Annotated in this window: 20 protein-coding genes and 2 pseudogenes; 13 read left to right on the top strand and 9 right to left on the bottom strand. The window is 67.3% G+C overall.

The features are described from left to right. Window positions 1-635 precede the first annotated feature (635 nt). From H305_RS0130080 to H305_RS56120, 3 genes are all read left to right on the top strand, one after another. Window positions 636-1523 (top strand): universal stress protein, encoded by an 888-nt coding sequence (locus H305_RS0130080; RefSeq protein WP_028803732.1) that lies wholly within the window; start codon window positions 636-638, stop codon window positions 1521-1523. Window positions 1524-1612: 89 nt separating this feature from the next. After that, window positions 1613-1804, top strand: coding sequence for a hypothetical protein (locus H305_RS47380; RefSeq protein WP_037765773.1), 192 nt, complete (start codon window positions 1613-1615; stop codon window positions 1802-1804). Between the two features lie 5 nt (window positions 1805-1809). Then, window positions 1810-2016, top strand: coding sequence for a DUF6879 family protein (locus H305_RS56120; RefSeq protein ID WP_051371079.1), 207 nt, complete (start codon window positions 1810-1812; stop codon window positions 2014-2016). A gap of 446 nt (window positions 2017-2462) precedes the next feature. Here the strand turns inward: H305_RS56120 and H305_RS0130095 are convergent, their stop codons facing one another. Further along, on the bottom strand, window positions 2463-2756 hold the full coding sequence (locus tag H305_RS0130095; RefSeq protein ID WP_158690589.1) for a hypothetical protein: 294 nt from the start codon (window positions 2754-2756) through the stop codon (window positions 2463-2465). 443 nt (window positions 2757-3199) lie between these two features. Here H305_RS0130095 and H305_RS51140 point away from each other — a divergent pair, with 443 nt between their 5' ends. Continuing rightward, on the top strand, window positions 3200-3613 hold the full coding sequence (locus H305_RS51140; RefSeq protein WP_234021143.1) for a cupredoxin domain-containing protein: 414 nt from the start codon (window positions 3200-3202) through the stop codon (window positions 3611-3613). A gap of 118 nt (window positions 3614-3731) precedes the next feature. Here H305_RS51140 and H305_RS53550 read toward each other — a convergent pair whose 3' ends face one another. From H305_RS53550 to H305_RS51145, 4 genes and pseudogenes are all read right to left on the bottom strand, one after another. Next, window positions 3732-4088: a hypothetical protein gene (locus tag H305_RS53550; RefSeq protein ID WP_158690590.1), complete on the bottom strand. Its 357-nt coding sequence runs from the start codon at window positions 4086-4088 to the stop codon at window positions 3732-3734. Between the two features lie 151 nt (window positions 4089-4239). After that, window positions 4240-4575 carry a DUF1622 domain-containing protein gene (locus tag H305_RS0130110; protein WP_234021102.1) on the bottom strand — a complete coding sequence of 112 codons (336 nt, stop codon included), beginning with the start codon at window positions 4573-4575 and terminating at the stop codon, window positions 4240-4242. Window positions 4576-4780: 205 nt separating this feature from the next. After that, entirely contained in the window at window positions 4781-5428 is a 648-nt protein-coding gene (locus H305_RS0130115) for a cysteine hydrolase (RefSeq protein ID WP_028803737.1), read from the bottom strand. An 866-nt stretch (window positions 5429-6294) separates the two neighbouring features. Continuing rightward, window positions 6295-6553 (bottom strand): annotated as a pseudogene (locus H305_RS51145) (alpha/beta fold hydrolase); the annotation flags it as partial. A gap of 307 nt (window positions 6554-6860) precedes the next feature. Between H305_RS51145 and H305_RS51150 the strand changes: the two are divergent. The 4 genes and pseudogenes from H305_RS51150 to H305_RS47395 all read left to right on the top strand — a co-directional run. Further along, the gene (locus tag H305_RS51150; RefSeq protein ID WP_078629300.1) at window positions 6861-7298 is read left to right on the top strand and encodes a DsrE family protein; all 438 of its coding nucleotides are present in this window, start codon (window positions 6861-6863) and stop codon (window positions 7296-7298) included. A gap of 225 nt (window positions 7299-7523) precedes the next feature. Continuing rightward, window positions 7524-7802: a hypothetical protein gene (locus H305_RS54130; RefSeq protein ID WP_028803738.1), complete on the top strand. Its 279-nt coding sequence runs from the start codon at window positions 7524-7526 to the stop codon at window positions 7800-7802. 279 nt (window positions 7803-8081) lie between these two features. After that, window positions 8082-8525 (top strand): hypothetical protein, encoded by a 444-nt coding sequence (locus H305_RS0130135; RefSeq protein ID WP_028803739.1) that lies wholly within the window; start codon window positions 8082-8084, stop codon window positions 8523-8525. Window positions 8526-9256: 731 nt separating this feature from the next. Next, window positions 9257-10089: pseudogene (locus H305_RS47395) on the top strand (IS5 family transposase); the annotation flags it as partial. A gap of 468 nt (window positions 10090-10557) precedes the next feature. On the opposite strand, the gene H305_RS0130150 reads toward H305_RS47395, so the two are convergent. Further along, window positions 10558-11208, bottom strand: a complete 651-nt coding sequence (locus tag H305_RS0130150) for a hypothetical protein (protein WP_028803740.1) — start codon at window positions 11206-11208, stop codon at window positions 10558-10560. Between the two features lie 312 nt (window positions 11209-11520). On the opposite strand from H305_RS0130150, the gene H305_RS0130155 reads away from it, so the two are divergent. Next, on the top strand, window positions 11521-12396 hold the full coding sequence (locus H305_RS0130155) for a class I SAM-dependent methyltransferase (RefSeq protein ID WP_028803741.1): 876 nt from the start codon (window positions 11521-11523) through the stop codon (window positions 12394-12396). Between the two features lie 303 nt (window positions 12397-12699). Here H305_RS0130155 and H305_RS47400 read toward each other — a convergent pair whose 3' ends face one another. Further along, the gene (locus tag H305_RS47400) at window positions 12700-12936 is read right to left on the bottom strand and encodes a response regulator transcription factor (protein ID WP_078629317.1); all 237 of its coding nucleotides are present in this window, start codon (window positions 12934-12936) and stop codon (window positions 12700-12702) included. 111 nt (window positions 12937-13047) lie between these two features. Between H305_RS47400 and H305_RS55830 the strand changes: the two genes are divergently transcribed. Genes H305_RS55830 through H305_RS0130180 form a run of 4 tightly spaced genes read left to right on the top strand, consistent with a single transcriptional unit; the run spans window position 13048 to window position 14727 of the window. Next, entirely contained in the window at window positions 13048-13179 is a 132-nt protein-coding gene (locus tag H305_RS55830; protein ID WP_267880805.1) for a hypothetical protein, read from the top strand. Window positions 13180-13210: 31 nt separating this feature from the next. Next, window positions 13211-13552 carry an ArsR/SmtB family transcription factor gene (locus tag H305_RS0130170; protein WP_028803742.1) on the top strand — a complete coding sequence of 114 codons (342 nt, stop codon included), beginning with the start codon at window positions 13211-13213 and terminating at the stop codon, window positions 13550-13552. Between the two features lie 3 nt (window positions 13553-13555). After that, a complete protein-coding gene (locus H305_RS0130175; protein ID WP_028803743.1) occupies window positions 13556-14062 on the top strand; it encodes an SRPBCC family protein in 507 nt (168 codons plus the stop codon). After that, window positions 14062-14727 carry a dihydrofolate reductase family protein gene (locus H305_RS0130180; RefSeq protein WP_028803744.1) on the top strand — a complete coding sequence of 222 codons (666 nt, stop codon included), beginning with the start codon at window positions 14062-14064 and terminating at the stop codon, window positions 14725-14727. The genes H305_RS0130175 and H305_RS0130180 overlap by 1 nt, the downstream gene beginning before the upstream one ends. Window positions 14728-14785: 58 nt before the next feature. Here the strand turns inward: H305_RS0130180 and H305_RS47405 are convergent, their stop codons facing one another. Both H305_RS47405 and H305_RS0130190 read right to left on the bottom strand, forming a co-directional pair. Then, window positions 14786-14947 carry a hypothetical protein gene (locus H305_RS47405; protein WP_158690591.1) on the bottom strand — a complete coding sequence of 54 codons (162 nt, stop codon included), beginning with the start codon at window positions 14945-14947 and terminating at the stop codon, window positions 14786-14788. A 354-nt stretch (window positions 14948-15301) separates the two neighbouring features. Next, a complete protein-coding gene (locus tag H305_RS0130190) occupies window positions 15302-16048 on the bottom strand; it encodes a phosphotransferase family protein (protein WP_028803745.1) in 747 nt (248 codons plus the stop codon). Window positions 16049-16668: the final 620 nt, after the last annotated feature.

Below are 16668 nucleotides of genomic sequence, written 5' to 3' on the forward strand. Positions count from 1 at the left end.
TCGACACCCCGCCACCGCCCTCGCCTTCGGCTGCTGCCCGCGTGCCGCCTTCGCGGCCTTCTCCGCCGGCATCTGTCCCCCCGCGGATCGTAGAGTCACTGGCTACCGGCCGTCGCGCACCCACGCCCGCACCCGCCGTCGACGGCGACGATGCCGAAGCTGCTGGTGCGTGACTGCTCACGGCCCGTCCTCCCACGCCCGGCTAGGGTCCTCGGCCGTAGCCCGGCTCCTGTAACGCCCAGACGGGGCGGGCTACTTGCTACGCGAGCGGTCGCCTGTATACGCACACGCGCTGGTACACGCCCCTCATGTGCCGTGGAACGCATCACGATTCACCCGGAGCACCAGCCACGGCATGCGGCGCTGGACGACCCGGATCCCAGCTCACTGGGCATGCCCTCCTGACTCCTCACGAGTCGCGGCGCTGCATGGCCGCCGCAGGCGCGCGGCCGTGCAGCGCGGGGGTCGGCTCTGGCAGTCGCAGCCGGACGCCGCCTTGGCTTCGGTGACGTGGACGCCGTCGGGGAAGCGGACCGAATGGCGCCTGTGAGGGCTCATCGGTCCTGTAGCGGCGGGATGTGGCCGGGCTGAAGCTGGGAGTGGTAGCGGAGGTACGTCTGGGCTTGGGAGGCACGATGAGCGGTCTGGTGGTCGTCGGTGTGGACGGGTCGGCGTCGAGCCTTGCCGCTGTCGAGACGGCGGCTGGGGAGGCACGGCTGCGTGGGGCAGGGCTTCGGGTGGTGCACGCGTTCCTGTGGCCGGCGATGCATGTGCCGTTGGGTCCGTCGCCGCTGGGTCCTCCGGAGGGCGGGATCCGCAACATGGTGGAGCGTCTTGTGGCGGAGGCCGTTGCGCGTGCGCGGGAGACGGCACCGGACGTGGACGTCGGTCATGCCGTGGTCACGGGTGAGCCGCTGACGGTCCTGGAGGCGCAGTCGCGCGCGGCCGAGTTGGTCGTGGTCGGTTCCCGGGGCATGGGTGGGTTCGTCGGGCTGCTGGTCGGATCGACGGCGGTGCATCTGGCGGCGCACGCCCGGTGCCCGGTACTGGTCGTGCGCGAGCAGACGAGTGCGGACGGTCCGATCGTGGTGGGTGTGGACGGCTCGGCCGCGGGCGAGCGGGCGGTGGAGTTCGCCTTCGCCGAGGCGGCGCTGCGCAGGGCGCCCCTTGTCGCGCTGCATGCCTGGACCACGTGGAACGCGCCGATGCCTGCGCCGCAGGAGGCGTCCGAACCGTACGCGAACCCGGCGGGTGCGCTGTCCGGGGAGGAGGAGCGCCTGCTGTCCGAGGCGCTCGCCGGGCACCGGGAGCGGTATCCGGATGTGGTGGTGGAGCATCGGGTGGTGCACGGTCGGACGCGGGAGACACTGATTGAGGCGAGCCGGTCCGCACAGCTGGTGGTGGTCGGTGCACGGGGGCGCGGTGGGTTCGCGGGGCTGCTGCTGGGGTCGGTCAGTCAGGCGCTGCTGCATCACGGGCGCTGTCCGGTCGCTGTGGTGCGGGGAGCGGACGCGGGCCACTGACGGCTGCGGGTGCCCCGCGCAGGCTGCGGGGGCGGGTGGAAGTGAAGCCGGTCAGGACGGGGCCGCACACCGCGAGGAGCGGCACGTAGGTGGTGACCAGGGCCCCGAAGCGCTGGTCCGCCGTGCCGCTGTATGAGGACGTCGTGACCGGGGATAGCGTCGTGCAGGGCTACACCGTCACGGAACCCGAGGGCCTGGCGCAGGTGCAGAACGTCCTCGACGGCGAGTCGTTCGTACGCGCCCCGCGCGCGAAGCTCACCCGTCTCGCTCCCAACGAGTAGCCCGCGTGCCGTTCATCGACGACGACACGTTCGGCACCTGCTTCGAGGAGTTCGAGCACACTGCGTGGCGGCTGGAGTCCCGCCGCGGCTACGGCTCCGACCGCGCAGGCGAGAAGTACCGCCGATACCTCTGGACCGGTGCCATGGCCGATGACTCGCAGCGCCCATGGTGCGCTAACCGCCGGCGCAGGTCGCACAGGACAAGCGCTTAGCACGTGGTCGTCGGCTCCCTGGCCACCTGGGAACAGCGCCTTCTGCTTGCCGCGGCGGTCACCCACAACACTGCGGGCGAAGACATCCGCAACCTCTCTGGTTCGCAGGGCGCAGACCGCCTACGGCAGCCGAAAGGGCGTCCGCCGGCAAGTCGGCCTTCCTGGGGCTGGGGCCCCGTGCACGTAATGCCCCGATGCACCACACCCTGGCCGCGCTCCGACCATCACCCAGAAGGCGGACCACGCAACCTCGGTTTGTGACGGCACAGGCATGCCCAACGACTTGGGAAAACAGCTCGATCGGGCCGTGGCTCGGCTGCATCCGGTGATGGGAGGGGATCGGTTCGCGTCGCGAGGCACATCGGCACGGCGCTTTCATCTCTGTATGTCGGATCCCCCACGCGGTCACCGAGGCCGCGTCCGGCCGAGGAGAGAACCATGCACTCTCATCGCATAGCCGCCGCTGTCCTCACCGCCGCCACGATCTCCCTGACCGCTCTCGCCGCGCCGGCCAACGCGCGGCCGGCCCCGGCGGCCACCCCCAGCGTTTCACCGAGCTGCACCATGCAGCGATCCTCCGCCACCATGATGTCGATGACGTGCACCATGTCGATGCCATCAGCCATGACAATGCCGTCCATGGCAATGCCTTGCACCATGACGATGCCATCAGCCATGCCAACGCGCTCCACCATGACAATGACGTGCACCATGATGCCGCCGGCGATGCCGTCCGCCACACCGACGATGAGGGTCCCTCCCACTCCTCATGGGAGGGTCAAAGCCGGCGTAGGTGGCAGCGCCACAAGCTCGGCACCCGCACCGATCGCGGCCGGGGCCATGCTGGTCCTCCTGGGCGGCGGCAGTGCGTTCGCCATGAGGCGTCTTCGCGGTAGTCGGAAGGCTTGAGGGCAGCGGCCACAACGCCTTCGCGCTACCCATCGCCGCCGACGTGGTCGAACCGGCCTTCAGCCTGGTCCTGCGCCCGAAGATCGCCGCCCCCTCCATGTCCGACTCCAGCTTCATCGCCGCGCTCAACACGCTCTCGCTGAAGAGACTCAGGCTGCCTGGCACGGCCCCGGCCCCCGCTTCGACCTCCGGGGAGACCGCCGCCTTCGTGGTCGACGAGGCCGCCCAAGCGCGCCTGACGTCATCCCGTCCTCTCTCCCGAAAGGCCGCTCCGATGTCATCCTCAACCCGCCGCCGAAGCGCCGTTCCCCTGGTACTCGCCGCCGTCGCAGCCCTGTCGTCCACCACCGCCTGCTCCAACTCGGGGGGCGGAGCACCGTCGAGCACGTCAAGCCCAGCTCAATCGGCCGCCACTTCCGCCTCCACGAATGCCGACACGGCACGCATCACGATAAAGAACTTTGCCTTCAGCCCGGCCACGTCGACAGTGAAGGCGGGCGAGAAGGTCACCGTGGTCAACGAGGACTCCGCCGCGCACACCGTCACCGCGTCGGAAGGCGGGGCCTTCGACACCGGGAGCATCGCCAGCGGCAAGTCGGTGTCCTTCACCGCGCCGTCCAAGGCCGGCAGTTACGCCTTCATCTGCACGTTCCACCCCAACATGAAGGGAACGCTGACCGTGCGCTGAGTCGGCGTCCCGCGTGCACGCTCACCGTGCGCGCACAGTGCCCGCATGGCGTCCAGCCCGGTCCGGCGCGGCTCTGCTCTGCTGCTCTGCTCGTCTCGTGTGGCATCGAGCGCGCCGTTCAGTTGGCCAGTTGAGCACGGCCTCCTCCCTGTTCAGATGTGACTGAGTGCGCCTCGCTGAGCACATCAGGTGCCGAGAAGCGCGGCCCCTCGGGCGACCCCTGGTAGACGCCGACGGGCACCTTCAGGTGCAGTACCTGAGGTGGGACCGTCCAAGCGGCACGGCCTACGGCCTCCTCGCCTCCAGAGAGTGGCTCGAACAGCAACTCCAGCGCATCGGCCACTGCCTGGTCCAGGGAAAGCTCGGCGAACGGCCGACCGTGGCCGCCGAACACCCCTTCGCCTGGCGAGAATTCAGCCAGAGCGCAGGCCACACTGCCCTCGCCAAGACATACTTCCGGCAGGATCCTGAACACGTCGCTGCCCTATCCACCGAGCCCACCGTGCCGTCTCCCGCCGCTGCCACCAGAACCACGACCACGCAACTCAGACACGCACAGACCACTGACCGGGTGCCGAGTTCACAGCAGGAGGCATGGTCGCACTGGCTGATGGTGTAGCGCGGGCTCAGTCGTCTGTCTCGGCCACCGACTTCTGCCATGGCCACCGCCCGGTGATCTCGAGCTCGAGAGAAATGCTGAGAAAGGTACGGATGGCTACGATCACGGCCAGCACTCCGACACTCGTGAATGTCGGTGAGACAGCAACTGTACGAATGATATCGCCAGCTACGAGGAACTCCAGCCCAAGCAAGATCGACCGCCCGACGCGACGGCGATAGCCACGGTACACACCTGCCTGCCGACGCCTGAGCCGGACGGCCGCGAGAAGAGTCGCCCACAGCGTCCCCACGACTATGACGACTACGCCCGCAGCGTCAACGGCTCGGCTGACAAGCTCCACGGTATGTTGGAACTCCACAGCGTCCCCTCTCACGCTGGCCCATCCGCTCGTATGCGCTCGTACCGCTGCACTTCGTTCCGAGCGCCGGCTACAGCCGACTACACGTGTCTGCACCACGTCCCTGCTCAGCAGACCAACTGCCGAATGACGCCTGGGAAGCAGGAATGTCGGAGGGTCGCGAGCACCGCTTCCGGCTGCGGGTTCCTCAGTTCATTCGATCGAGCACTTCGTCAGTCGACAGCAACTCGTGGGCGAAGAAGCGGTAATTAATAATCGCCGCCTCGTAGCCGTCACCCCAGACCGGATGCCGGGGGCCAGCAGTGGCATCCCTCACCACGGCGACCTCGAACCCCTCTTCGATCAGGTGCCGCATATGGGACTCGACGCACATGTTCGCGAGCATCCCCCCGAGAATGATCCTTTGCATCCCCCGCTTGCGCAATTGCAGCACCAGGTCGTTGGTTTCGGGTCCGAATACCTTGTGTGGGCTCGCGACCACCGTTTTGCCGTCTTCGATGTAGGGCTTGAAGCGGTCCACCCAGTCTGCCCCGGAGCCTCGAAACCCGGTCAGATCGAGCTGCCCCGCGCGCGCGAACGTGTGCGTCTCGAGCTCGCTCGTCTCGAGGGGCCCGTTCATTCGCCATCCGCTATCGGTCGGATAAAAGTAATGAGGCGAGATGAACACCTCATATTCACCCGTCTTCGCCGCCTCGAATATTCTCTCCATATTCTCGACGGTTCCGTTCTCTGTGACGCTCGCTCCCACTGCGTCCCAATTGACCCCGCTCTCGCTGAGCACATCGTTCTGTGGGTCAATGAACACAACTGCCGTATCAGTTCTGTTGATTTCCACCTGGAACTCCTCACGCGGTAAGGCACGCTTTGCGGGATACCTATTCGGTACAGTGAATGCCGTCCGAATGCATTCCGGCAGGGTTACTAGACGTCCCTTCCTGGGCCGGGGTCGTCGGACACCGAGCGGCATCACTCAAGTGACGCGCCCGGCTTAAGGCTCCTGCTCCTAGAGGCACTGTCCGCCATTCGGTCCCGCGTTCATTGTGACCCATCGCGGGGAATCGCGCATCGGTGAATTGCTACACCTCAGGCGCGCTGTCAATACCCCCGAGGGCTGAACGGTTCGGCGGGGACGGTGGTGATGCGAGCAGCTAGTAGTGCTTGTGCAGACCATCCAGGTCCCATGGACGCCGCCGAAGGGCCTCGCGCCGAGTCATGAACGCCTCGCCGGCACGGCCATCTCGGACTCGATCCGCTGCGAGGTCCGCGCCAGGGTGGACCCGTTGAGGCCAGCCTCGAAGAGAAGCCGGAGGTGCATGCCGCACCTCCGCGGCGGAGGGCGAACGAAATGTGCTGCTGCCAGCCGGGGCGCCGGATCTGTGCAACAAGCCCGCACGGGCAAAGACATACACCGCATCACCCTTGCCTGAATCCGCACAAACCGTCTGACGAGCTGGGCTCCACCATCCCGAGCTGCACTCGTCCGACTCATCAACTGAAGCGGCTATGCCTCGACATGACGGAACCGCCGAGCAACGCCCCAAGCATGCATTCCTCGGCTGCCGCACCGCCACCGGGACACGGCAACCTTCGTGAGCCGTGCCCTGCTAGACAACGGCGCCGCGGAACGGAATAGGTGCTGCACGTGTCGAGGAGTCTCGTGTGGCGCGCTAGCGACTGACACCGGGACGGTCAGTCGCTAGTGGACGACCCCGCGGAGTCGTCGTAGGGGACGACCTGATCGTCGGTGCCGTGCGCGACGAGGACGGGAATATCGATCTGCTTGAGATCCTCGGTGAAGTCGGTCTCAGAGAACACCCTGATGCACTCGTAGTGCGCGGGCGCTGCCCATCATGCCCGGTCGCCACCAGTCGTCGATCAGTCCCTGCGAGACGGTCGCCCCAGGCCGGTTGAAGCCGTAGAACGGACCCGAGGGGACATCGATGTAGAACTGAGAGCCATTGTGGCGACGTCCCCTTGAAGTCGCACATTCCTCGCCGGCCGGGGCCGCCCCGGCCGGAACGGTGGTCAGCGTCGCATTCCCACTAGGCGCGAGCTGTTTGAAGGCGCGCCTTCGCGTTGTCCGTCCGCAATCGATACGTCACACTCCGCTCGGCTCGGATGGTGAGCCTGGCGTCCATGCTCTGCAGCTTCAGCGCTGGTCGCCACTCCCCTGGCAGCGGGACCGCTGATGTGATCAGGCGGGACTTGTTGTCTCATTATGAGAACGAACAGTAACGGCTCTGTTGCCACCCCGGGAAGGAAAGAGAATGAGCGGGACTGGAAACGAGCTGCACATCGACATTCCGGTCGAACTGGCAAATGTAAACACGGTTTTCAGCGTTCCATCACTGACTTTCGAGGGGGATCTACCGGCTTCCATTTCCCATTTGCGTCTCATCACGGATGACGTGACCGAATGGAACGCCGAGTCAGAAATCATCGCCATCTTTCACACAAATGCGGGCCATGTAGTGCTGAATGATGCCGCATATAATGTTGAGCGAAAGATCACCGAGGGGAATCCTTACAGGCAGATGATTGCCGACCTCGTCCAGCGCGGTGTGAAAGTTGAGCTGTGCGGAGCAACGGCGAAGGCACACGGATGGGGAAATAGTCAACTTCTTCCCGGAGTTGTAGTGAACAGAAATGCCATGGCGAGGACAGTCCAGCTTGTGCAGGAAGGATTCGTGAAAAGCACGGAGTGAGTCGCCACCTGACTCCTATCCGGTTTCGCCGTGCTCCCGATCCGCCGCCCTTCCCAACCCGGAGAACGCCCAGGCGGAACCCGGCCAGGGCCACCTATGTCGCCGAGCGGGTGACCACATCAGCTGTCTGGGCACAGCACTGGCGATGCGGGCACGACCGCCGCGTCGCAGAATCAGGCACGCAGGATTGTCTTTCGTTCCTGCCTCGCGGCGGACACCAGTCTCTTGAGCGACGCCTACCTGCACACCGCCCCGGACGGCCACATCCACCTCGCCTATACCGAAGGCCTGCCCGACGAGACCGCCGCCACCCTGCGTCGGCCTCCGCACTGTGGCCACCGCTGGTTCGCCGCTCGCAGCATCACGATCGAACGGGTTCTCACCGACAACGCGTGTGGGCCACACCGAGAGCACTCGGAGCCGCTCGCGCTCGTCCCGCAGGCTGACGCCGATCTCGCGAAGGTCTTTCTGGCTCGAACGCGGCTCGAAGCCATCCTGCTCTGACACGAAGTGGGCGAAGCCAGAGGGCATCTGAGGCGACGAGAAGCCGACCGGCGCGGCGTTCCTGCGGGCGGAGGCTCTCCTGGGACTCCGCTGACCAGCACGGACGCGTGAACAGTCGGGCACTTGGAAACCACGCTGCCCCCAACCCCAGCCCCAACTCCCGCCGCAGTACGAGCCTCTGAGCAGCCCGTATGGCAGCTATGAACGTCGTTGACAAGATCACGACAGGGCCGCAGACTGTGCCTTTCACGCAGGGCATCTCGGAGGGGAACACTCGAAATGGCTCGCACAACAGCAAGGCTCGGCGCACTCGCCGGAACACTCGCTCTCGCAGCCGGCATGACGCTGACGAACGCCGGACCCGCTTCCGCCGCTCCCTCTTTCACCTTCAGTTACCAGTCTTTCTCCAACGGCGACTACACGATCAACGTCTACAACGACGGAGTGCTCGCAGGGTCGGTGGATTGGTACGCGGACCCCCACGGTGTCTACGGTCCCGGAACTGGAGACACCGTTTGTGCGTGGGACGGTCTGGCCGACGGTTACGGGATCGAGGCCCATCTGAACGGCACCTTCCGGCAAGCCACGACCGCCGGGCACAACTCTCCGTACACCGACTGCACATCGGGTGACATCGCCGAAGACACCCCGCTGACCCTGCGCGCGTACGTCGTGAAGGGCGGCGAGGTCGCGTATTCGCTGGGAAAGACCGTGTACTCCTGACCGGAGGCCCTGGGGAGTAGAAGCCCCACGCGTGCATCCGATCGTCGCGGTGCTCGGGGCGGTGCGAACGGTGACGACGGACACGGTCCGGGGCGCCGAACCGGGCCAGGGTGTCCTGCGGAGCGTTTCGCGCCCGCTGTCCGATCGCCGAGAAGGACCGGGCCCCGCACATTCGCCAGTCCCGATGGCTGGTCGCCGACCGCGCGATGCCGACGCGAGGTCGACTTGACCAGACACACCGTGGCGGACTGACGACACGTCGAAGCGCCGGTCGATGCAGGCGACTTGGTAGGTCACCGGCATCAACCGGAGCTTCCTGGTGTGCGTGACGGCCCGCCACCCCCTCGTCACGATGCCGTGACCAGCACGGATCGTTGATCGAAAAGACTTTGAAACCGCCCTGCTGCGGGCGGCGGCCTCCCCGCCCCGAGACTGCTTCGTCCAAGACGTCTTGATCCACTGCACGGTGATGTCCACTGCACCCGCCTTTCGCCGAGAGCCTACGGTCAACGTTTGCTTGACGTCACTCAGGTGCCGACGCAACTGCCTGCTGCCAGTTCTCAGCAACGTTCACAGGGTTAAAGACCCAGACCGCTCCCCGAAATCGCCTACAAGCGTTGTCCGTTCTCAGAGGTCGTTCTCAGCCGGTATGACGGTCTTGTGGTCGCCTGATCGTGTGGGTTTGGTCGTTTCTGGCCGGTCGGACTGCTTGGTCCTGTTGGGCTGTCTGGGTGAGTGACCGCAAGCCTTACAAGAGCGACCTGTCCGATGAGCCGGTGGGCGCTGATCGAGCCGGTGATGTCGGCGTGGAAAGCCGACCACCCGTCTCCGACTGGGCATCAGGGTCGGTACGAGATGCGGGAGATCGTCAACGCGATCCTGTACCAGGGCAGGACCGGCTGCCAGTGGGACTACCTCCCGCACGACCTGCCGCCGAAGTCGGCCGTCTACTACTACTTCGCGGCCTGGCGCGACGACGGCACGGACGTGAAGATCAACGACTTGCTGCGCTGGCAGGTCCGCGAGAAGGCCGGGCGGTCGGAGGACCCGAGCCTGGTCGTGATCGACACACAGAGCGTCCGCGCGGCGGTAAACGTGCCCGCCACCACGACTGGGAGGACGCGGCCAAAAAGTGCCGGGCCGCAAGCGCGGGCTGGCGGTGGACGTCCTCGGCCTGGTCACCGCCGTAACCGTGCTGGCCGCCAGCGCCCACGACAACGCTTTCGGTATCGCGCTCCTCGGCCAGGTCGCCCCCATCGCAACCATCAAGAAGGCGCTGGTGGACCAGGGCTTCAAGAAGACCGTCGTCGAGCACGGCACCACGGTCGGCATCGATGTCGAGATCGCCGAACGCAACCCAGCCGACACGGGAGTCGGCTTCGTCCCGCAGGCCAAGAGGTGGATCGTGGAGCAGACTCTCGGCATCCTCATGCTGTTTCGGCGGCTCGTGCGGGACTACGGGAGCAGGCCGAAGTCCGCGGAGTCCAGGGTGCGCTGGGCCATGATCGACGTAATAGCGCGCCGCCTCACTGGCCAGACCACGCCCACCTGCGCGGGTGACCGCATGGACGACCAAGTCACGCCACTTCTGGAGCGGATCGACGCGCGTGAACGCGAGCTCGCCAGCGATACAGCGCAGATCCGCGCGCAGATGGACGAGCTCGCCGCGCGCCTGCGTGAACTCGACGAGGAGATCGAGAGCCTGGCGGTGACCCGTAAGACGCTCCTCGCCCTCCCGCCGGCGACCGCTGAGCCAGCCGAGGAGCCTCCCGGCCTACCAGCCCACCCGGCCTACCAGCAGATCCTCGAAGTCTTCGCCGACGCTGCTGGACCGATGCGTGCCCGCGACCTGTGCCAGGCCCTGGACCTCCCGCTCAAGCCGAAGAACATCGAGAGCACCCGGCACAAGCTCAAGCGCCTGGTCAGCCTGAGCGTCCTCGCCGAGACCGAACCGGGCCTGTTCATCCAGCGCCGCCGGTAGCAGCCCTCCGTTCCAGGCCACCTGTCCGTCACGGCTGCCACAACGCAATCGCTAGTGACCCGTCATGCGGAGCCACTGCATCGTTGCGACGAGTTCTTCGCCGAAGTCCTCGCAGAGCGCGAGCAACTCGCAACCCTTGGACGAGTCGAGCAGCCCTGCGGAATCGGGGAGAACTCCGAGAGCGCCGTGGCAGGCGGTCTCGACAGCGAAGTGGCGCGACGCGAAATAGCCCTCGCTCGCCCGATCCGCCAGGTCGACGAGGTACTGGCGGTGGGCTTCCTCCGCGGGGTGAGAGTGGAAGGAGCCCTCGACGAGACCGTCGAGGTAGTTCGCCAGGCCGGCCGAGGCTTCGACCACTCGCTCGACGTCGTCCACGCCAGGCTTGTCCAGCAGCTCGCCGAAGGCCAGCAGGTTGCTGATGGCCTCCAGCTGGAAGAGCTGGACCGTGTCCGGGTCGACTTCAGACGTGAAGAGCGGGGCCGTGCACAGCTCGGCGATTGCTCGCCGGTATGCGAGATCCGATTGTTCACCAGCGGGTGATGCTGCCAGTCGGAACAGCGACTCCAGCACGGACTGGTCGACGCCCCACTCTGCATCCAATTCGAACGCGAGTATCGGCGCGCGCCACCGCCACAGGGCCAGGACGGCTGCCTGACGCTGGTGGACGGGCTTCAGGTCCGCCAATCGCTCGATCCGCACCACGTCCTTGAGTCAGCCCTTCTGATCTACCGCCCCCGCCCCCCTTTACCTCGGGACACTGTAGAAGCCGCCGAAGGGCCACGTGACCGCCAGGACGGTGCCTGACCCAAGCCAACTGCGAGAATCGGGTATACCGGCTCAGAATGCCCTCTCAGGCTCCGGTCCACTTCGTGTGGTCGCACACACAGGATGACTGTTGATCTCCGCCTCACGGTGGTGTTGGTGACCGCAGGCGGTCGGTGCGCGCATGACTGCCGCGCATGAACCTCGCTCCTCTCATCAGGCCCCTTGGAATCGATCACCTAGGCTGGCGCGGTGACTGATGAGCAGGAGCGGGTGCAGCCGTCGGGAGTGTGGGCCACGGCGGTGGGAGTGGCCAGGGTGCGGGCGCTGGAGACCGAGCGGGAGAACGCGCTGTTCCGCGACCCACTGGCACAGGCCTTCGCCACCGCCGGCGGCCTGTGGCCCTCCTCGCCGCCGCGGCCCGATGACGAGGCCGCGCGACGCCGTCGGCTGGCCGTGTCGTTCTCCATCGTCATCAGGACGAAGTTCCTCGACGACTTGTTGCAGCAGGCCTCCACGTCCGGGATCCGGCAGGTCGTGCTCCTCGGCGCAGGCATGGACAGCCGGGCCTTCCGGATGGACTGGCCCGAGGGCACCCGGCTGTTCGAGGTCGACACCGCCGCGCCTCTGGGCTTCAAGGCTTCGGTGCTGCGCCAGGAGCGGGCCGTCGCACGCTGCGAGCGGATCACCGTCGCGGTGAACCTGCGTGAGGACTGGCCGGGCGCGCTGGCCGCCGCAGGGCACGACCCGACGCTGCCGACCGTGTGGATCGCCGAAGGACTGCTGATCTATCTGCCCGAGGACGCGGTGGAGCTGCTGCTGGCCCGGATCAGCGCGCTGTCGGCGGCAGGCAGTCGGATGGGGCTGACGCTTGGCTCGCGCGGCGTGATCGAGCGCTTCGGCGCGGACGCCGTAGCGGGATCGGCGGCGTCCATGTGGGTCTCGGAGATGCCCGACGACCCGGTGGACTGGCTGGCCGGACACGGCTGGGATGCCGACAGCCACACCCTGCGCGAACGCGCTGCCGCCTACGGCCGCCCGATCACCGCCCCGCCACAGCGCGAGGAGCGGCCCGGCGGCCTGATCTCGGCGGTCCGCCGGCAGAGCGCCTCCCGGCTCCCCGGATGACCGATTCCACGGACGTCTGATGAGTGCAGGCAGGTTCATGCGCGGCCGGCCGACCATGCGCGCACTGGCCGCCTACGACCGCTGAAGTCCGCCCGAAAGCCCCCTGGCTGGACGGTGGTGTGGTCGACAGTCATTCGCCGTGTACGAGGTGGTCCGCAGGCGAACGAGCTGCTGTCTTCCTCGTTCGAGGACGTGTTGGCGGGCGCTGTCCGAACTCGCGTCGCGGCCGGCTGCTGCCGCGCCAGCACCGCGATGGCCCGGTGTCCTCGCCATCGCGTTGCTCGCACGGTGGCGGGACAGGGCTCAGTGTGCGGCCTGAAGGTACTTCAGGACAGCGAGTACACGTCGGTGGTCGTCCGGCGACTGATGCAGGTTCAGCTTCTGCAGGATCTGCCGGACATGGGCCTCCAGCGTCTTGGGACTCATGGACAGAGTTCCGGCGATGGCCACGTTCGAACGCCCCTCGGCCATGAGGGCCAGGACCTCGAGTTCCCCGGCGGTGAGGCCCCAGAGGGCGCCGGGCTCGCGCGGCCGCCGCATAAGGGTGGTCACGATCGTGGGATCGATGACGCACTCGCCCTCGACGACGCGGCGCAATACGTCGACGAGAAGGGCGAGCGACTCCTGGCGCGCTTACTGAGTCGGGAGAACGTGCAGGTCGTCGAGGTCGATCAGCCGGACCGCGCCAGCCGCCACAAGCACGGCAAGACCGACGCCGTGGATGCGGAGGCCGCCGCCCGCGCAGTGCTGTCCGGACGCGCCCCGATTCCCCGACCGGCTTGACGTATTCCCATATGGGAATACGATCTCTGCCATGGCACGAGCAGCGACGACGTCGGATGCGTTCAACGCGATCGCCGAACCGCAGCGCCGGGACATCCTGGCGCTGCTGCGGGCGGGTGAGCGGCCGGTGACCGAGTTGGCGCAACAGCTGGGGATGACCCAGCCGGGGGCGTCCAAGCACCTGCGGGTGCTCCGGGAGGTGGGGCTGGTGCGGGTCCGCGGGGCGGGCAAGCAGCGCCTGTACGGCCTGGACGCCCGCGGGCTGCGGTCGGTCCACGAGTGGGTCGGCGGATTCGAACGGTTCTGGAACGAGAGTTTCGACCGGCTGGACACCTACGTGCAGGACCTCAAGCGGACACGTCAGGAGGAATGACCGATGGCAGAGGCAAGGCAAGAAGCGCGGGCGGAATCGGCGACGGCCGACCGCGAGATCGTGATCTCCCGGGTCATCGACGCTCCTCGGGAGCTGGTGTTCGAGGCGTTCACCGAGGTCCGGCACCTGTCGCAGTGGTGGGGTCCGGAGGGGTTCACCACCACCACGCGATCCTTCGAGTTCCGCGAGGGCGGGGAGTGGGACTTCGTGCTGCACGGGCCGGACGGGACCGACTACTCCGAGTGGATCCGCTGGCTGCAGATCGCCCCGCCGGAGCGGATCGCGCTGCTGCACGGCGAGTCCCGCGACGACCCGAACGCCTTCGAGTCGGTCCTGACCTTCGCGCCGGACGGCGAGGCAACCCGGATCGTGATGCGCACGGTGTTCGCCACCAAGGAACTGCGCGACGAGGCGATCGAGAAGTACCACGCGATCGAGGGCGGCCGGCAGACCCTGAGCAGCCTGGCTGCCTACGTCACCGGCACCGCTCGGAAGGGGACGGAGGACTGATGGCCGGGAAGGTGTTCTTCAGTGTGTCGATGTCGCTGGACGGGTTCATCGCGCCCGAATCCGTGCCCGTTGACGACTTCTTCGCGCCCGATAAGCAGGACGACCCTGACGTTCAGCGCTGGATGGCGCAGTGGACGGAGCTGCAGCAGTGGATCTTCCCGCTGCGATTCTTCCGAGAGAACCTGAAGCTCGGCGAGGGCGGCGAGGAAGGGCGCGACAACGACGTCGCGCGGGAGACATTCGAGCGCACCGGCGCGAGCGTCATGGGGAAGCGCATGTTCGACCTCGGCGAGCAAGCATGGCCGGAGGAGGCGCCCTTCCACACTCCGGTCTTCGTCGTGACGCACACCAAGCGTGACCCGTGGGAGCGACCTGGCGGCACCACGTTCCACTTCGTGAACGACGGCATCGAGCACGCCCTCGACCAGGCCCGCGCCGCCGCCGGCGACCGCGACGTCCGCATCGCCGGCGGCGGCGCGACGATCCTGCAGTACGTGAACGCCGGCCTCGTCGACGAGTTCTCGATCACGCTGTCACCCGTGCTGTTCGGCTCAGGCACCCGCCTGTTCGACGGCGTAGACGCCTCCAGGGTCAGGCTGGAGCCGGTCCGCGCGGAGCCGACGCAGCGGGTGACCCACCTGACCTACGCCGTGCACCCACGGTAGCCGCGCACCCGACCGGGGCTCCCACCGCCTCATGGAGCCCCGCTGCAGCGGCTACGGGTCAGAGCTGCCCCCTGATCCGTCGACCAAGCCCATCGAGAAACTCTTGAAGACTCGGCACGGCAAGGTCGAACTGGCCGAACCACGAGGCGATGGTGGACCTCCGGACCCGCCCGTAGCATGCCAGCGCGAACAGATGGCCGCCGCCGTCGCCGGCGAACACAACGGCTGGCTCCTCCCCGTGCGCCACCGCGCCCACTCCCCTGCCTCACCGTCTACGGGCTTTAACGACTCCTGACGCCCGGCGCGGCACCGGACACGGCACCGGCCTGGGCGTGTACCGCTCGGCCGTGGAAGGAGCCATCGCGCTGCCTACTGGTTCCGCCGCCTGCGCCTGCGCATCCGCTGGAAGATCCGCGACGACATCCATCACGCGTTCGTCAGCCTCGGCTGTGCCGTCATCTGTCGGCGACGACTGCGCACCGCACTCTGTTAGGGGTGAGGGCAGGCGATGCGCCCCAGGAGCCGGCCTGCTCGATGCGTCAGAACGCGTTCGTAGCAGCCGGCTCGCGCAGCCTCACATGCGGGATCTCAGCACGTCGACCTCGCAGCCCGGCGCGAACGGGTCGAAACCGTGCTCGATCAGCCAGCGAACCACCAGCAGGCTTCGCAACGACCACCACGCCTGGATCACGTCGAGGTCGATGTCGGTGCCATAGCCGGCGATGACGTCGTCGAGGTGCTCCTCGTGGCCGAGCGTGAAGGTGGCGAGGTCGTACAGGGCATCACCCCGGCCCGCCTCGGACCAGTCGATGATGCCCGTGACCTCGTCGCCGTCGACGAAGACGTGGGCGATCTGCAGGTCGCCGTGCGTGAACGCCGGAGTCCACGGCCGCAGCGCGGCCTCGGCGACCTGGCGGTTGCGCCTGACCAGGTCGGCGGGCAGGACGCCGTTCGTCTCGAGCAACTCGCACTCGTCGTCGAGTTCCGCCGCCAGCGCGGCGATGCTCCGGCCGGCCCGGCCCGTCCCGGGCGGCAGCGGCGCGTCGTGCAGCCTCCGGATGGCGGCGCCCGCCGCGGCCCACGCCGCCGGCGACCCGTGCGACGGTCCGCCGAGGCGCCCGAGCGTCGTCCCCGGGAGCGCGGCGATCGCGAGCACGTGCGGCTTGCGCCACAGGACCTCCGGGGTAGGGACCGGCGCCAGGGACATCACCTCGACCTCGACGTCGATGCGTGCCCGATCGGCGTCCACTTTCAAGAACACGTCGCCGACGCGCAGAGTCGCGCGCTCGGAATGGGCGACGACGACTTGGACCTCATCCATGGGCGACCAGTATCCCGGGTCGAATCGCCGACGTCGCCGGGTTTGTCGTGTGCGATGACGCGGCTGACCGCGTCCCACCACCCGACACCCTCGTGCACAACGTCCGCCTTTGTTCAGGTCTCACCACCTTTGCCAGGAGTTCTTGGCGCTGGATTCCTCAAACGGTGCACCCATGTCGTTGCCTTGGCAGGCGGGTTGGTGGTGTGACCCTGCTCCATATCCTGGGTCGGGCTCGGGTGTTGAGCTGCACTGTTGCCCCCCGTGTGCCCCCGTGCTTCACGTTCCTGCATACCGCGCGCGGCGGGAAGTAGTCGTGGCGGGCTGCTACGGCGGTGGATCATCTGGCGTTCCACCGGTGGCGCCGTCGGGATGAGACCGGGCCGCATGTCGAGGGCAGCACCTGGAATCACGAGGTGTCGCTGGTCAATCAGTTCTGCGAGTGCGCTGTTCGGCAGGGCGACGTCGCGGCGGTCCCGACCCCGCACGGTGCCCGCCGTCCCACGCGTGTACGCCGGCCGCGGCGCCTTCGCCCCGCTTCGACGGCACACCGCGCATCCTCGGCATGGCCTTGGTCCGCTGCACGGCACCCCGAGCGGACCGGTCTGCCAAAAGCGCGGTCT

The organism is Streptomyces sp. 142MFCol3.1 (genome assembly GCF_000424945.1).
In the GTDB taxonomy this organism is placed as follows: domain Bacteria; phylum Actinomycetota; class Actinomycetes; order Streptomycetales; family Streptomycetaceae; genus Streptomyces; species Streptomyces siamensis.

Excerpts from the sequence above, each read along its gene's own strand:
- H305_RS0130080 (WP_028803732.1), top strand. The coding sequence starts at position 636 with ATGAGCGGTCTGGTGGTCGTCGGTGTGGACGGGTCGGCGTCGAGCCTT.
- H305_RS51140 (WP_234021143.1), top strand. The coding sequence starts at position 3,200 with ATGTCATCCTCAACCCGCCGCCGAAGCGCCGTTCCCCTGGTACTCGCC.
- H305_RS51150 (WP_078629300.1), top strand. The coding sequence starts at position 6,861 with ATGAGCGGGACTGGAAACGAGCTGCACATCGACATTCCGGTCGAACTG.
- H305_RS0130135 (WP_028803739.1), top strand. The coding sequence starts at position 8,082 with ATGGCTCGCACAACAGCAAGGCTCGGCGCACTCGCCGGAACACTCGCT.
- H305_RS47400 (WP_078629317.1), bottom strand. The coding sequence starts at position 12,936 with ATGCGGCGGCCGCGCGAGCCCGGCGCCCTCTGGGGCCTCACCGCCGGG.
- H305_RS0130170 (WP_028803742.1), top strand. The coding sequence starts at position 13,211 with ATGGCACGAGCAGCGACGACGTCGGATGCGTTCAACGCGATCGCCGAA.
- H305_RS0130175 (WP_028803743.1), top strand. The coding sequence starts at position 13,556 with ATGGCAGAGGCAAGGCAAGAAGCGCGGGCGGAATCGGCGACGGCCGAC.
- H305_RS0130180 (WP_028803744.1), top strand. The coding sequence starts at position 14,062 with ATGGCCGGGAAGGTGTTCTTCAGTGTGTCGATGTCGCTGGACGGGTTC.
- H305_RS0130190 (WP_028803745.1), bottom strand. The coding sequence starts at position 16,048 with ATGGATGAGGTCCAAGTCGTCGTCGCCCATTCCGAGCGCGCGACTCTG.